Source organism: Sandarakinorhabdus sp. (genome assembly GCF_040398645.1).
GTDB lineage: Bacteria > Pseudomonadota > Alphaproteobacteria > Sphingomonadales > Sphingomonadaceae > Sandarakinorhabdus.
Genome location: NZ_JBBATR010000044.1, coordinates 1 through 14,955, shown reverse-complemented (window position 1 = coordinate 14,955; position 14,955 = coordinate 1). Strand labels below are relative to the sequence as shown.

The following is a 14,955-nucleotide window of genomic DNA, read 5'->3' as shown; positions in this document are numbered from 1 at the left end:
GGGCGGATCGGCTTCACCCAGCCCTGTTCCCAGGCAGTATCGGTGATGAATTTCTCGACCGCGCCGATGGTGACGCTGCCGAAATCCTTCTCGATCACGCAATTGCCTTCGCAGAGCCGGTCCTGCGGGCAGATGCGGCCGCAGATTTCCGGCATGGCGTTGGTGGCCGATGCCACCTCATAGGCTTCTTCCAGCCGGCCTTCTGCGGTCAGCTTCAGCCAATCGGGGATGTTGTTGCCCAGCGGGCAATGCACCTGGCAGAACGGCACGCCGCACTGGCTGCAACGGCCGGCCTGTTCCTCGGCCTTGGCTTCGATATAGGGCCGGGCGATTTCCTGAAAATCATGCGCGCGTTCGTCGGCGGTGCGCTTGGCCGGATAGGCCTGGTCCCGCTCCACGAATTTCAGCAATTTTGTTGCGCCCATCGCCGCTGCTCCATCTTGTGGAGGCTGCCAAACCACAGCGAAACACGCCTGTCACGCAGAAAACACATCATAGGACATAATCACTGTCCTAAATAAAGGGAATTACACCAATCAGTCGCAACCGACGAGCCAATCGTGACCGATTCGGCCCTATCGCAGCAACAGCCATACTAAAGCGGCCCCGCCGGCAACGATTCGGTACCAGGCAAACGGTGCAAACCCGTAGCGGCCGATCAGCGCCACAAAGCCCTTCACCACCACCAGCGCCACCACAAACGACACCGCAAAGCCGATGCCGATGGCACTGAGATTGGACATGTCCAGCGTGTCGCGGTTGCGCCACAGCATCAACACGGTCGCCCCGGAAATGGTGGGCACCGCCAGAAAAAAGCTGAACTCCGCCGCCGTCTTGCGGTCCACGCCCAGCATCAGCGCCGCCATGATGGTCGCGCCCGATCGCGACACGCCCGGGATCATGGCGAGGCATTGGCCCAGCCCGATCTTGATGGCCGCGCTGCTGCTCAAGGCCTCCACGCCCGAGATCGTGGCTGCGCCCATCCGCCGTTCGATCCACAGAATCGCCGCCCCGCCCACGATCAACGAAATCGCAACCGTTATGGGGCTTTCGAGCAGCGCTTCGACCGCCTTGATGAACAACACGCCCATGACGGCCGCCGGCAAAAAGCCGAGCAAAACATTGCGCAAAAAGGCCACCGCCGACGGCTCGCGTACCAGCAAACCGGCACCAACGGCCACAAAACGGCCCCAGTACGCCACTAGAACGGCCAGAATAGCGCCTGACTGGATGGCGATATCAAAGGTGGCGCCAGCATCGCCGGAAAACCCGAGCAGCTCGCCAGCCAGGATCAAATGCCCCGTCGAGGAGACCGGCAGATACTCGGTCAACCCTTCGACAATGCCCAGCAGGATGACCGTCAGCAGATCCGGCGTGGTCACCCGGTAGCCTTCGCAAAGCGGCCACCGGCCCGGTAGCGCTCCATCATTTGCGGCAAAAAGGCTGCCAGCGGGGTTGGCGTGATGCCCAATTCTGCCAGGCCGGGCATGCCGGCGGCGCAGATATTGCCCAGTTTCAGCATGGCAAGCTGATCGCTGTTCATCGGCATGAACGGCAATACATCCCCCAACTTGGCCAGCAAACCCGACGTAAAGTCTGAAAAACCAACCACTTGCCGGTTAAGCCCGGTGAGCTGTGAAATCATCTCGAGGATTGCTGTGAAGCTGAGCACATCCGGGCCACCAAGCTCGAAAATGCGGCCCTGCGCGTCGGTGCGGGTCAAGCCGGCAACCACCGCATCGGCAACATCGCGCACATACACCGGCTGAAACAAGCTGCTGCCACTTATCGCCGGCAACACCGGCGCCATGCGCGCCATCGCTGCGAACCGATTGAAAAACTGGTCTTCCGGCCCCGCAACCAGGCTGGGCCGAAGCACCACCGCACTGGGCAGCGCCGCCTGCACCTGCGCTTCGCCTTCGCCCTTGCTGCGGGCATAGGGGATGGCACTGCCGGCATCGGCGCCAATGGCCGACATCTGCACAAAACTGCTCACGCCGGCAGCGGCGGCAGCACGCGCGGCCCGGCCAGCACCGTCGGCTTGCAAGGCGGCAAATTTCTGCTGGCCCGATTCGGCAAGTATCCCGACCAGATTGACTCCGGCCGCAGCGCCAGCAAACGCGGCGGCCATATCGGCATCAGACCGGATATTGCCGGTAACGATCTGGATTTGGCCCAGATCGCCCAATGGCTTCAAAAACAACGCAGAATCGGCGTGGCGCGACACGGCCCGCACCCTGTAACCGGCCTTGGCCAGCGCTTCCACAACATAACGGCCCAGAAAACCGGCCCCGCCAATCACGGTGACCAGCGCGCCAGCGGGCAGCGCATTATGTTGTTGATCCGTCATCGTCGAGGCTTTAGCGCCGCCGGCCCGGCTTGTCGCGGGTCAGATTGCCCCGCGCCGGCGCTCGGCCACCTGCACGTGCGATTTGCAGGCCAATTCCGGGACGAACGATTGACAAGCCCCGGTTCCAGCCATATGTGCCGCCCCCTACCCCGTGCCCAGATGGCGGAATTGGTAGACGCACCAGCTTCAGGTGCTGGCGCTCGCAAGGGCGTGGAGGTTCGAGTCCTCTTCTGGGCACCACTTTTACCTACCGCCGGAATCCGGCCGGCCCCCCAGCCCCGGATTTCGTCGGTGGTTTGGTTAGAGGTTGCCTGGGCACCCCCATATTCGGTGTCGCGCCTACCGCTTGGCCGGCGCGAACAGGCGCTGCACCTCGGGCTGTTCTTCCACCGTCAACACCAGCGTGGGCACCAGCTTCATCGCCGGCGCTGCCTGTTCAAAATCATGCCCCAGCGCCAGCAGCCGCACGTCGCTCCAGGCCGGGCCGATGAATGACAGGCCAACCGGCAGGCCGCGCACGCCGCCCATCGGCACCGTCAGATGCGGATAGCCAGCCACCGCCGCCAGCCCGCCAGCGCCGCCGCCGGGTGATTGATCAGCATTGACTGCATCGATGAACCACGCCGGCGCCGCGGTGGGGGCCACCAGCACCTCGACGCGGGCATCGGCCAGCATCTTGTCGATGCCCTCCTTGCCGGCCATACGCAGCGATGTTTCGCGGGCCTTGATGTATCCGGGATCGGTCAGGCCTTTGGTGGCCTCGGCTTTTTCAAATGTGTCCTGGCCGAACAATCCCAGTTCGGCTGCGGCATTGGCCTTGTTGAACGCAATCAAATCCGCAAGTGAGCGCACCTTCACGGTGGCAGGTGTCGAAGCAAGATAGGCTCCCAGATCGGCCTTGAGCTCGGTCAGCAGCACCTGAAATTCATTCTGGCCGATTTCTCGGCGATTTGGGGCAGCGGCAATGTCCACCAGCACAGCGCCCTGCGCCTTCAGCACGGCGAGCGCGGCTTCGAAGCGCGCATCCACCCCGGCATGCCAGCCGGTGGCCCAGCGCAGCACGCCGATGCGCGCGCCTCGCAAAGCGGCTGGCCGAAGTGCGGCCACATAATCGGTCTTGCGGGCATCGGCCTCCCGCGTGGCCGGATCGGCCGGATCGCTGCCGGCCAGCACCGTGAGCAGCCGCGCGGCCGTGCGCACATCACGGGTCATCGGCCCGGCGGTGTCCTGGCTGTGGCTGATCGGCACGACATGGGTGCGGCTGACCAGGCCAACCGTGGGCTTGAAGCCGACAATGCCGTTGATCGCTGCCGGGCAGGTGATGCTGCCATCGGTTTCGGTGCCGATCGCCGCATCCACCATCTGCGCTGCCACCGCCGCGCCGCTGCCCGATGATGATCCGCAGGTGTTGCGCGTAAGGGCGTGCGGGTTGCGGGTTTGGCCGCCCACCGCGCTCCAGCCGGAAATCGACGCATCGGCGCGGATATTTGCCCATTCCGAAAGATTGGTCTTGCCCAGCATCACCGCGCCGGCGGCGCGCAGCCGTGCCGCCAGCGGCGCGTCGCGCCCGGTGACATTGTCTTTCAGGGCCAGGCTGCCCGCGGTGGTTGGCAACCGGCCGGCCATGTCGATATTGTCTTTCAACAGGATCGGCACGCCGTGCAGCAGGCCGCGCTTGGCGCGGCTGGCGTCCAGCGCCCGCGCCTGCGCCATGGCATCGGGATCGATGGCGATCACGGCATTCAGCCGCGGGTTGAACGCTGTGATGCGGGCGATGGCCGCCGCGGTATTGGCTTCGGCCGCGCCGACTATCGGCGCGACTGGCGGCGTTTGCGCCGCGGCCGCCTGCAGCAACCCGGCGCTGATTGCCGGGGCCATCAGCATGATCAATCCAAAGCGCATCGGCATATGTTTTCCCCCGGTAGCGGCCAACTGCCCCTGTGAGAGGCAGGCACCAACCACGCAATCTCTTGCCACCTCGGGCATGATTTGCAACTGCAACATGCGGTGCCAGCGTGACTGGCCAGCACAGGGGATCAGCAGAGTGGCCGGCGCAGGTTCATCAGCGGCAAACAGTGGGCAGCGGCAGCCGTGAGCCCGGCCATGCCAGCGCGGCGGGCCGAACTGGATTTGCCAGCGCAAATTGCTGCGCTTGAGCAGGCGCGTGATGTGGCCATGGCGGCCAACCAGGCCAAAACCCGCTTTCTGATGGGCCTCAGCCACGAAATCCGCACGCCGCTCAACGCCATTCACGGCTATGCCCAATTGCTGGAGCGCGGCGCGGCACTGTCGCCCGCCGAAGCCGGGCGCATCATCCGCCGATCCTCCGAACATCTCGCCGATCTGGTCGAAGGCCTGCTGGATATCAGCCGCATTGAATCGGGCGTGCTCAAGCTGAACCGCGAAACTGTGCCGTTACGTGCGCTGCTCGAACAAGTGGCGGCGATGTTCCGGGTGGAGGCTGGCAACAAGGGCCTGGCGTTTGAATACAGCGCCGCTGCCAATCTGCCCAATTGGGTGCTGGCCGATGAACGCCGGCTGCGGCAGGTGCTGATCAATCTTTTGTCCAACGCTATCAAATACACGCCGGCTGGGAGTGTGACGCTGTCGGTGCGCTATCGTTCGATGGTGGCCGAATTTGAGGTTGCGGATACCGGGATCGGTATCGCGCCCGAAGATGCTGAACGGATTTTCCAGCCATTTGACCGGGGCAGCGGCCGCGCGGCGGGCGTGGCGCCCGGCATCGGGCTGGGTCTGGCCTTGTCACGCATGCTGGCACACGTGATGGGCGGCGACATTTCGGTGCAGGCAGCGCCCGGCGGCGGCAGCCGGTTTGTGCTGAAACTGCTGCTGCCGCAGCCCAACATCCTGCCCGAAACCGCAGCCCAGGGTTTGCCCATTGGCTACGAAGGGCGGCCGCGCACCATATTGGCCATCGACGACGATCCCGGCCAATTGGCGCTGTGGCAGGAATTGCTGCGCCCGATCGGCTTCAATCTATTTGTGGCCGGATCGGGCGGCGCCGGATTGTCGTTGGCCGAACTGGGCAAGCCCGATCTGGTGCTGCTGGATGTATCGATGCCCGGCCTGAACGGCTGGGATGTTGCCCGCCAGCTGCGCGCCCGCTTTGGCCGCGATCTGATGATCCTGATGGTATCAGGCAATACCAGTGAACTTGTTGGGGCTGCCGGCGATGATGTGCACGATGGTTTCGTGCTCAAACCAGTCGATCAGGCCCAATTGTTTGCCTCCTTGCGGCGGCATCTTGGGCTGGTGTGGCGCCATGAAGGGGCACCGGCAGCAACGGATGCGCCAGCGCAGCTGCCAGCCGAATCGCAGTTGTATCTGGATGAACTGGCGCGGCTGGCGCGCACCGGGCGGGTGCGCGCGTTATCAGCCCAGCTGGCTGAATTTGCAGCCGCGGTGCCGCAGGCAGCCGGCCTGACGGCGCGCCTGGGCCGCGCGCTTGATGATTATGATCTGGCGCTGTTCGGCAAACTGCTGGCAGATCAGCAGTTGCATCAGCAGATTGAATCGGAGCCAACGCCATGAACGACGCTGTGCGGGCCATAATCCTGGTGGTGGATGATGCCCCGGATTCACTGCGGTTTCTGACCGATGCGTTGGAATCTGAATCATACGGCGTGCGAATTGCCCGCGATGGCGAAACCGCGCTGGCATCGCTGCGCGCCGAATTGCCGGATCTGGTGCTGATGGATGCCGTGATGCCGGGCATCGATGGCTTTGAAACCACACGGCGGATCAAGGCCGATCCGGCGCTGTCCCGCGTGCCGGTGATTTTCATGACCGGCCTGTCCGATACTGAAAATGTCCTTGATGGCCTGGCGGCCGGCGGGGTCGATTATGTCAAGAAGCCAATCGTGCTGGCGGAGCTGCTGGCACGGCTGCGCGTGCATCTGGGCAATGCCCGCATTGCCGCCGGAGCGCAGGGCGCGCTTGATGCCAGCAACCGGCCTCTGATGGCGCTCGATGCCACCGGCCGCGTGCTGTGGACCACGCCGCGCAGTGCGGACATTCTCAAACAGCGCTTTGGTGCTGGAGCCGGTGATCAGCTTGCGCCCGCGCTCGCCGGGCAATTGCTGCGGCTGATTGATGGCGAAGCCCGCGTGCGCCACGAATTTGCCGGCGGCAGGGTGGAGTTTGCGGCGGTGGCAACCACCGCCGAAGAACGGCATTACCGCGTGACCGAAACCCTTGAAGGCGCCGAAGAACGCTTGCTCGCGCAGCGCCACGCCCTGACCGAGCGGGAGGCGGAGGTGCTGCTGTGGATTAGCCGCGGCAAAGCCAACCGCGAGATTTCCGAAATCCTGGGCATCAGCCCGCGCACCGTGAACAAGCATCTCGAGCAGATTTTCGAGAAAATGGGCATCGAAAACCGGGCGTCCGCAGCAGCGGCAGCCGTCAAAACACTTTCACAGTAAGAGTCTTCGCTCAGGCGAAGCCGCGCTCGCGCTGAATAGCCAGATCGCAGGGGCGGCACAGCACCCGCACATTGCCATCCACATAGCCGCCGATGGCCGAAAGCTGGTCAAGCACCGTGTCCACGGCGGGCAAAGGCTTGGCGCAAATGGCGCATTTGCCGCCCTGCGCCTTGACCATGCGGGCTTTTAGAGAGACTCGGGCGTTGGGCTTGCCGCGCTCGTCATAGCTCAATTCCTTGTAAACCTTGCGATTGAGCGCAAAGCGCAACTGTTCATCGCCGCCCGCCGCCGCATCGATACGGGCGCGCACATCCACCAGCAGCGCGCGCGCCACCGCCAGTTCGTCATCGGCAAGTTGGCGATTGGTCGTCATGGTTTGTGCACCTCGATAAGCAGCTTGCCGAAATTGCCGCCGGTATACAGCTCTTTGACAGCGCTGACGGCATTTTCCAGGCCGGGGCGGATGTCCTGCCGCGTTTTCAATTGGCCGCTCATCATCCAGCCGGCCAGCGCCATGCCGCTTTCGGCAAAGCGCGGGGCAAAATCGGTGACAATGAAACCGCGGATGGCGAGGCGGCGCATCAGGATCATCGTCCAGAAGCCCGGCGCCTCTTGCGGATCGACGTCATTGTAGGTGGAGATCATGCCGCAAAGCGAAATGCGGCCAAACAGCTTCATCCGCTTGACCACCTCGATCATGATCGGGCCGCCGACCTGTTCGAAATTGATATCGACGCCGCCCGGGGCCAACCGGTCAAGCGCCGCGCCGACATCCTCATTCTTGTAATCGATGGCAGCATCAAAACCGAGCTCGTTCACGACATAATCACATTTGGCCTTGCCGCCGGCGATGCCAATGACCCGGCAGCCCTTGATCTTGCCAATCTGACCCACAATCTGACCAACCCCGCCCGCCGCAGCCGACACCACCAATGTCTCGCCAGGCTTGGGCTGGCCGATGTCCAACAAGCCGAAATAGGCCGTCGGGCCAACCAGCGCCAACGTGCCATAGACAGCGGCCAGCGGCACCCCGGGGAAATCCGGCAGCGGCGACAAAAAGCTGCCGTCGGACACAATATGATCAGCCCATTCGCCGAGCCCGGCCATGATCTGGCCCACTGCCACGCCGGCCTTGCGGCTGGCGATCACCCGCCCGCACACCCCGGCCCGCATCGGCGCGCCCAGTTCCACGGGCGGCATATACTGCTCCATATCGCTCATCCAGATGCGATTGGTGGGATCCAGCGACATATAGATCACCGCCAGCAGCACCTGGCCTTCAGCCAATTCCGGCAGGGTTTCGCTGACCAGTTCCAGATCGCTATCGGCGATATCGCCCACCGGCCGGCGGGCCAGTTTCCAGACCTTGCGCTGCATCTTGTGTCCCTCCGCTATGGCGCAGCGTGATCGCCGCTGGTTCAATTGCGCTCATGCGCTGCATTTGAAAAAAAAGCAGCCGGTTAATACGATGCGCCGTTTCAGGCGATGTCAGCCAGAAAGCGGCTGATTGCAGCAACAGCATCGGCTTCAGTCAGGCTGGGCGGATGGCCACAGCGCGGGACGGTCACGGCCTGCAGGCCGGGCAACCGGCGCACCATCTCAGCCTGGGTCGCCGCTGACAACAGATCGGAATGCTCGGCGCGGATCGACAAAACCGGCAGCCCGGCCAGGCTTTCAAGCGCCGACCAATCATCGGCGCCGGCATCGCCGTGCGGCAGCCGCAGCGGTTCGGCGATGCGCGGATCATAATCGAACAGGATGCGCCCTTGGGCGCTGATCCGGCACAGGCGCTTGGCAAAGCCGAGCCAATCATTCAGCATCCAGTCGGGATAGATGGCAGCGTTGCGCACCGCCAGATCGCGCGCGGCATGCACCCAGGTCGGCCAATTGCCGCCGCGGCCGACATTGGCACGCAGCCGCGCAAGCCCGGCCGCTTCGGTTGCCGGCCCGATATCGTTCAAGATCACGCCGGCCATGGCGCTGCGATGTGCGGTGGTCAGCCGCAGCGCCAGCAGTCCGCCCAGCGATGATCCCAGCACCACGAATCGCCTGATGGCAGCAGCTTCGATCAGCAGCGACAAATCGCGCAAATAGGTGAGCGGCACATAGCTGAGCGAATCCCGCGCCCAGCCAGATTCGCCCCGACCACGCAAATCCGGCGCAACAATGCGCCACTCTGCGCCCAGCAGGGCGGCTAAGTGCCCAAAATCACTGCCATTGCGCGTCAATCCCGGCAGGCACAGCAGCGTGGGCCGCGCTGCTGGCACGCTGGCGGCATGATGATCGTGCCAGCACAGCCTGACATTGTCCGATGACCAGACATGGCCCGGCTGCCAGCCAGCAGCCGGCGACAGGCGGGACGGGGCTGTGGTGGACACCATAGTTTTGACTCTGACTCAACTCTCGGGTTATGAGGAGCGCTTACCGCGGGGGTAAGGAAGAATTCGCATCGTGGCAACGCGCGCAACTGATTCAAAGGCCGACGATTCAAAAACAGCCGGCGTGCCGCGCACGGCTGGGCGCAGTTTGGCGCGTGCGCCGGACATGCGCGCACGCCGTTATGATCCGGCCGAAACCAAGGCGCGCGTGCTGGCCGCGGCCCACATGCTGTTTTCGCGCCAGGGCTTTGCCAGCACTGGCACCGCCGATATCGCCCGCGAAGCCGATGTCTCCGAAGGCTCGATCTTTTATCATTTCGGCTCAAAAAAGGCCTTGCTTGCCGAGCTTGGCCGCCGCCACGGTGCCATGTTGATCGCCGCGATGGAGGCCGGATATGCCATCGAAGACCTGGAACCCGGCATCATCATCCCGCGCGTGCTGCAATTTTGCCGGCACAACATGATGTGGGAAGGCATGGACAGCGATTGCGCCGAATATGGCCCCAAGGCCGCACTGGCGAGCAATCCCGACGCTGAACCGTTTTACCACGCCGCCAAGGCCGCCACTGTCGAATGGATCCGCAATCAGATGCAGGCGGCGATGGCCAAGCGCGGCATCACCGGCGTTGAAATCGATCTGGCCGCCAGCTTCACCCATCACGTGGTGGGCGATGCCATCGATTTGTGGCTGTGCGCCGCCAGCCCGGGCGAAGCTGACCGGATCGAGCGCGAAACCGTCCGCTTCGTGCGCGCCGCGTGCCATTACGTGGTCGATTGATCCAGCCGGCTCCGGCATAAGCGGCCGGTGATGACCAGCTACCAGCCCGAAACCGCCATCCTGTCGCTTGGCCCGGATTTTTTCGATCCGGTCGAAGCGGCGCAGTTTCCGCAAGCCATTTTGCGCTTTCGCAACGACCGTGCCGCAGCGCAAGTCGGGCTGGCTGACCTCAGCGATGCGCAGTGGACCGATCATTTCGGCCGCTTCACCCCGCTGCCGGGCAGCCTGACCCAGCCGCTGGCGCTGCGCTATCACGGCCACCAGTTTCGCAACTACAATCCCGATCTCGGCGATGGCCGCGGGTTCCTGTTTGCACAGTTGCGCGATGAAGCCGGGCGGCTGATGGATCTGGGCACCAAGGGCAGCGGCACCACGCCCTGGAGCCGCGCCGGTGACGGCCGGCTGACCCTGAAGGGCGCAGTGCGCGAAATCCTCGCCACCGAAATGCTCGAAGCGCTGGGGGTGCATACCAGTCGCACGTTCAGCGTGATCGAAACCGGCGAAAAGCTGGTGCGCAGCGACGAGCCCTCGCCAACGCGCGGCGCCGTGCTGGTGCGCCTCAATCACAGCCATGTTCGCTATGGCAGTTTCCAGCGCCAGGCGTATCTGCAGAACCATGATGGCCTGCACCGGCTGGTTGATTACGCGCTCACGCATTTTGCGCCCGCTGCCAGCGGCCCCACCCCGGTTGCGGCTCTGATCGATTATGCCGTGCAGGGCGCCGCGCGCCTGGCGGCCCAGTTCATGGCGGCCGGCTTTGTACACGGCGTGCTCAACACCGATAATATCAACATCACCGGCGAAAGTTTCGACTACGGCCCATGGCGGTTTGCGCCAGCCTGGGACGCCAGCTTCACCGCCGCCTATTTCGATCACAGCGGGCTTTATGCCTTTGGGCGCCAGGCCGAAGCCCTGCAGTGGAACCTTTATCAACTGGGCAACGCGCTGCGGCTGATTGCCGAAGTGGACGAAGTGAAGGCGCCGCTGGAAACTTATCCGCAGCGCTATCGCAGCGCGCTGTGCGATGCCGTGCTGGGCCGCCTGGGCGTGCGCCGGTTGGACCCCGATGCGGATGGCGCGCTGGTGGACGCCGTGCAGGCCGCGCTGGTGGCAACGCAGATGGACCCGGACCGGTTTTTCTTCGATTGGCGCAGCGGCATGCGGCGCGGGGCGTCGCCGGCCGAGCATCATTACAGCCACGATGCGTTTGCCGATCTGATCCGCCTGCTGCCCGCCCGCACCAACACGCCGCCAGCCCACGCCTATTGGGCCGATGACGCGCCGTGCACCATGTTGATCGACGAGGTTGAAACCATATGGGCCGCCATCGCCGAGCGAGACGATTGGTCCGTGCTCAATGACAAGATTGCCGCCATCCGCCGCATGGGCGAGGCGCACGCCCAAGCCTAGCGCGCCAGCATCGGCCCCAGCGCCCGCCCGCCAAACACATGCACGTGCAGGTGCGGCACTTCCTGGTGGGCATCGATCCCGGCATTGGCCAGCAGGCGATAACCCGGCTCCTCCAGCTCCAGCATCCTGGCTACCTCCCCTACGGCACGCACAAAGCCGGCGATCTCGGCGTCGCTTGCTGTCGCCGAAAAATCGGCCCAGCTGCGATATGGCCCCTTGGGGATCACCAGCACATGGATGGGCGCCTGCGGGTTGATGTCGTGAAAGGCCAGCGCATGCTCGGTTTCATGCACGCGTTTGCATGGAATCTCGCCGCGCAAGATGCGGGCGAAGATATTGCTGCTGTCATAATCGCCCAGGGCCTCAACCGGCATGACCTGTTCCTCTGTCAAAACGCTATTCTACAACAGGCTTGGCTGCGTGACACCGGCAATTCGGGCTTGCTGAGGCCGCCGCCGGCCGACAAACTGCAATCAATGCGTATTTTGATTCTTGCCGCATTCATGCTGTGTGCAATGCCTTCCAGCGCGTTGGCGCAGAACAGCGCACAGCAGGATTTCGATGCCGCACAGGTCCATCTCGATGCCAACCGGCTGGCCGAAGCGCGCGCCGGCTTCACCGCACTGCTCGGCCGCATGGGCGCCTCCAAAAGCCGCTCGTCGATGATCGTGCGGTCGCGTCTGGCCGAAACCATGATCGCTATGGGCGATGTGGAAGCGGCAGAACCGCTGCTTGAAACCGCCCTTGCCGGCTTTCCGGCCGGCATTGCCGCCACGGCCGAGGAACGCGCCACCGCGCTCATCCAGCGCGCCCATGGTGCCGAAGCCCAAGGCAAGTTGCGCCAGGCGCTGGTCCATTGGCAGGCGATCCTTACTGAAAAGCTGGTGCCGCCTGGCAGTGTGGGCGTGATGCAGGCCCGGGTGGGCGTTGCTCGCACCGCGCTGTGGAGCCAGCCGGTGCTGGCCGCCACCATGATCGATGGCCTGCTCGCCGAACCCGCCGGCGTCTGGGGGGCAGAGCCGCAGGCCGGCATCAGCGGCCGGCTGATGATGTTCCGGCTGAAGGGGATGCTTGCCATGCGCCAGGGCCGGCTGGAAGAGGCGCGGCTGGCGATGGATCAGGCCGGCAAGCTGGCCGGCGGCACCGACACGTTTCGGGTCAATCTTGATGATGTGCAATTGCGCGGTGATCTCACAGTGCTGGCTTGGCTGAAAAAAGACATGTCCAGCGTGATGCGGCTCACCGCCATGTCGGGCGCTTCGATGCTGGATGAAAGCGGCGGCGCGCAAGGCGGCGTGGGCGATCTGCCTCCGTGCGCGCCTACCGGAAGCGTGGCCAACGATGCCATGGCCGTGATCGAATTTTCAGTGCGTGATGATGGCCGCGTGCTCAACGTGCGGCCCATTTATGTCAACCGCGGCTCGGGCCCGACTGCCAACGACCCATACAGCAACCCTGAGGAAGAGTTCACGGCCGCCGTGCATGGCTGGAGCTGGCCAGCCGAGCAGGCCAAGGCCACCAACCCGCTGTGGCGCGCCGCGGTTCGTGTGGAACTGCGCTGCATGACCCAGCGGCCCGACTTTGTTGTTGCCAGCTTGGCCCGCGATGTGGATGTTTGGTTTACTGCGAAGGGGTTGGCGCGCCCGGTGCTTGCCGGCACCGATGCGCAAGCCCGGCAGCAGTTGCTGGCGGCACTGGCCAGCGTTGATGCCGCCGGCGACACAAAAGCGGTGGCCGCCGTGCCGCTGCTGGCCGCGCTGATGAACAACCGCGCTGTTGGCCCGGCCGAAGGGCTTGATCTGGCCCGCCGGCTGGACGCGTTGACCCAAAGCCATGATGCGCCAGTGTTCCTTCGGCAGTTGGCGCTGCGCCGGCTCAGCCATTCGGCGGCCGATGTTAACAGCATGTATCGCCGCCTGATCCCGTTGGCCGAGCAGCGCGGCGAAACTCGGGTAGCGGATTATATGCAGCTGGACCTTCTCAACAGCCGCAGTGGGGTGGAGGCGGAAAGCCAGCTGGCCGCCATTGCCGATCGCCATAGTGAGGCCGATCCGCTGCGCCAGCAGGCGTTGATCATGCTGTCGGATCGCGCCTTTGCCCGCGGCGAGGAGGAAAAGGCCGCCAGCGCGTTGGCCAGCACCGGCCTGTCGCCGCAGCAATGCACGCTGGCAGATGCGCGCCCTCAAGGCCGCAACGCCGTTTTGAGCGATTCTGATTTTCCGCCTGAAGCTGTTGCCATGGGCCTGTCGGCGCTGATGCGTGCCAGCTATGACATCACGCCGGCTGGCGAGGCCACAAATGTGCGCGTGATCAGCGCGCGTCCGCCCTTTGCCTTTTCTGAAGTCACAGTGAAACGCATGCAGACATGGCGCTTCAAACCGGTGCTGCGCGGCAAGCAAACCGTCGGCTGCCTCGGCAAGGTGCAACCCATCCGCTTTCGCCTGAATTGAGCCGGCCGCCCTGTCCTACACCCCCGCCGATGGGTATGGTGACGAGATGACCGACGCTGATTGCCCCCTGCCGCGTTCAAGCCCCCGCCCGTTTTCAAGCGCTGTGCCGCCCCGGCCTGATGGCTGGCCAGCGGCGCGGCAAATGCGGCGGCAAACCGCCCAGATGCGTCAGATATGTCAAATTGGCCGGGGTTTATCAGCGTGAAAAAGATGATGTCCCCCACCCGCTCGTGGCCGCAAAAAAACCCAGAATCGGGGTGAATCGTCAAAACTGGCAAATGCGCCGGACCGGGACCGGACAGCTGCGGTGCAAGACGGCGGGACTTGACGGGGTTTGGCGGGCGGATTAGGCACGCGACATTGCGCAGCGCCCGTCCTGGAGCGCTCTGGCTCACCGAGCCCCTTTTTCCCATCGCGCGTTCGCCGCCTGAGGACCATACATGCACCTGCAAGAATTGAAGAAAACTGCCCCGGCCGAACTGGTGGCCATGGCCGAGGAAATGGGCGTCGAAAACGCGTCCACGCTGCGCAAGCAGGAAATCATCTTCGGCATCCTCAAGGCCGCCGCCGAAGCCGGCACCGAAGTGATGGGCAGCGGCACCATCGAAGTGATGCCCGATGGCTTTGGCTTTTTGCGGTCGGCCCAGTCCAATTATCTGGCCGGGCCGGACGATATCTATGTCAATCCGCAGATCCTGCGCCGCTATGGCCTGCGCACCGGTGACACGGTGGAGGGCGAAATCAAGGGCCCGCAGAGCGGCGAGCGTTATTTTGCGCTGACCCGGGTGACCGCAATCAATTTCGATGATCCCGAAGCCGTGCGCCACCGAGTGAGCTTCGACAATCTGACGCCGCTGTATCCCGACGAGAAGCTCAATCTCGATGTGTCCGACCCGACGGTGAAGGACAAGACCGGCCGGGTGATCGACATTGTCGCGCCATTGGGCAAGGGCCAGCGCTGCCTGATCGTGGCGCCGCCGCGCGTCGGCAAGACGATCATGATGCAGAATATCGCCCGCAGCATCTCGGCGAACCATCCGGAGGTTTTCCTGATCGTGCTGCTGATCGACGAGCGGCCGGAAGAAGTCACCGACATGCAGCGCACGGTGAAGGGCGAGGTCATCTCCTCCACCTTCGACGAACCGGC

General features: G+C 64.0%; 13 protein-coding genes, 1 tRNA gene and 1 pseudogene. 7 read left to right on the top strand and 8 right to left on the bottom strand.

The genetic code is table 11. From position 1 onward, the window contains the following. From ABWP50_RS10060 to ABWP50_RS10050, 3 genes and pseudogenes are all read right to left on the bottom strand, one after another. Window positions 1-425, bottom strand: a pseudogene (locus ABWP50_RS10060) (NAD(P)-dependent oxidoreductase); the annotation flags it as partial. Window positions 426-575: 150 nt separating this feature from the next. Next, window positions 576-1,382 (bottom strand): undecaprenyl-diphosphate phosphatase, encoded by an 807-nt coding sequence (locus tag ABWP50_RS10055; protein WP_353217860.1) that lies wholly within the window; start codon window positions 1,380-1,382, stop codon window positions 576-578. Next, complete coding sequence (locus ABWP50_RS10050; protein ID WP_353217859.1) at window positions 1,379-2,350, bottom strand: complex I NDUFA9 subunit family protein; 972 nt, start codon at window positions 2,348-2,350, stop codon at window positions 1,379-1,381. The genes ABWP50_RS10055 and ABWP50_RS10050 overlap by 4 nt, the downstream gene beginning before the upstream one ends. Before the next feature lie 153 nt (window positions 2,351-2,503). Between ABWP50_RS10050 and ABWP50_RS10045 the strand changes: the two genes are divergently transcribed. Then, window positions 2,504-2,590: transfer RNA gene (locus tag ABWP50_RS10045), tRNA-Leu, on the top strand. 99 nt (window positions 2,591-2,689) lie between these two features. Here ABWP50_RS10045 and ABWP50_RS10040 read toward each other — a convergent pair. Further along, window positions 2,690-4,252: an amidase gene (locus ABWP50_RS10040; protein ID WP_353217864.1), complete on the bottom strand. Its 1,563-nt coding sequence runs from the start codon at window positions 4,250-4,252 to the stop codon at window positions 2,690-2,692. A 189-nt stretch (window positions 4,253-4,441) separates the two neighbouring features. On the opposite strand from ABWP50_RS10040, the gene ABWP50_RS10035 reads away from it, so the two are divergent. Both ABWP50_RS10035 and ABWP50_RS10030 read left to right on the top strand, forming a co-directional pair. Further along, on the top strand, window positions 4,442-5,902 hold the full coding sequence (locus tag ABWP50_RS10035; protein ID WP_353217858.1) for a hybrid sensor histidine kinase/response regulator: 1,461 nt from the start codon (window positions 4,442-4,444) through the stop codon (window positions 5,900-5,902). After that, entirely contained in the window at window positions 5,899-6,792 is an 894-nt protein-coding gene (locus ABWP50_RS10030) for a response regulator (protein ID WP_353217857.1), read from the top strand. The genes ABWP50_RS10035 and ABWP50_RS10030 overlap by 4 nt, the downstream gene beginning before the upstream one ends. Window positions 6,793-6,802: 10 nt before the next feature. On the opposite strand, the gene ABWP50_RS10025 is transcribed toward ABWP50_RS10030, so the two are convergent. From ABWP50_RS10025 to ABWP50_RS10015, 3 genes are all read right to left on the bottom strand, one after another. Beyond that, on the bottom strand, window positions 6,803-7,165 hold the full coding sequence (locus ABWP50_RS10025) for a hypothetical protein (protein ID WP_353217856.1): 363 nt from the start codon (window positions 7,163-7,165) through the stop codon (window positions 6,803-6,805). After that, window positions 7,162-8,169 carry an NADP-dependent oxidoreductase gene (locus tag ABWP50_RS10020; protein WP_353217855.1) on the bottom strand — a complete coding sequence of 336 codons (1,008 nt, stop codon included), beginning with the start codon at window positions 8,167-8,169 and terminating at the stop codon, window positions 7,162-7,164. Before ABWP50_RS10020 ends, ABWP50_RS10025 begins: the two co-directional genes overlap by 4 nt. A gap of 101 nt (window positions 8,170-8,270) precedes the next feature. Beyond that, window positions 8,271-9,173 (bottom strand): alpha/beta fold hydrolase, encoded by a 903-nt coding sequence (locus ABWP50_RS10015; RefSeq protein WP_353217854.1) that lies wholly within the window; start codon window positions 9,171-9,173, stop codon window positions 8,271-8,273. Window positions 9,174-9,336: 163 nt separating this feature from the next. Here ABWP50_RS10015 and ABWP50_RS10010 point away from each other — a divergent pair, with 163 nt between their 5' ends. Then, window positions 9,337-9,948, top strand: coding sequence for a TetR/AcrR family transcriptional regulator (locus ABWP50_RS10010; protein ID WP_353217853.1), 612 nt, complete (start codon window positions 9,337-9,339; stop codon window positions 9,946-9,948). A gap of 30 nt (window positions 9,949-9,978) precedes the next feature. After that, a complete protein-coding gene (locus ABWP50_RS10005; protein ID WP_353217852.1) occupies window positions 9,979-11,358 on the top strand; it encodes a protein adenylyltransferase SelO family protein in 1,380 nt (459 codons plus the stop codon). Here ABWP50_RS10005 and ABWP50_RS10000 read toward each other — a convergent pair. Further along, complete coding sequence (locus ABWP50_RS10000) at window positions 11,355-11,732, bottom strand: histidine triad nucleotide-binding protein (protein ID WP_353217851.1); 378 nt, start codon at window positions 11,730-11,732, stop codon at window positions 11,355-11,357. The genes ABWP50_RS10005 and ABWP50_RS10000 overlap by 4 nt on opposite strands. A 102-nt stretch (window positions 11,733-11,834) precedes the next feature. Here ABWP50_RS10000 and ABWP50_RS09995 point away from each other — a divergent pair, with 102 nt between their 5' ends. Together ABWP50_RS09995 and rho are read left to right on the top strand one after the other, a co-directional pair. Next, entirely contained in the window at window positions 11,835-13,808 is a 1,974-nt protein-coding gene (locus ABWP50_RS09995; RefSeq protein ID WP_353217850.1) for an energy transducer TonB, read from the top strand. A gap of 440 nt (window positions 13,809-14,248) precedes the next feature. After that, on the top strand, window positions 14,249-14,955 hold a 707-nt coding region (gene rho, locus ABWP50_RS09990), incomplete at its 3' end, for a transcription termination factor Rho (protein ID WP_353217849.1).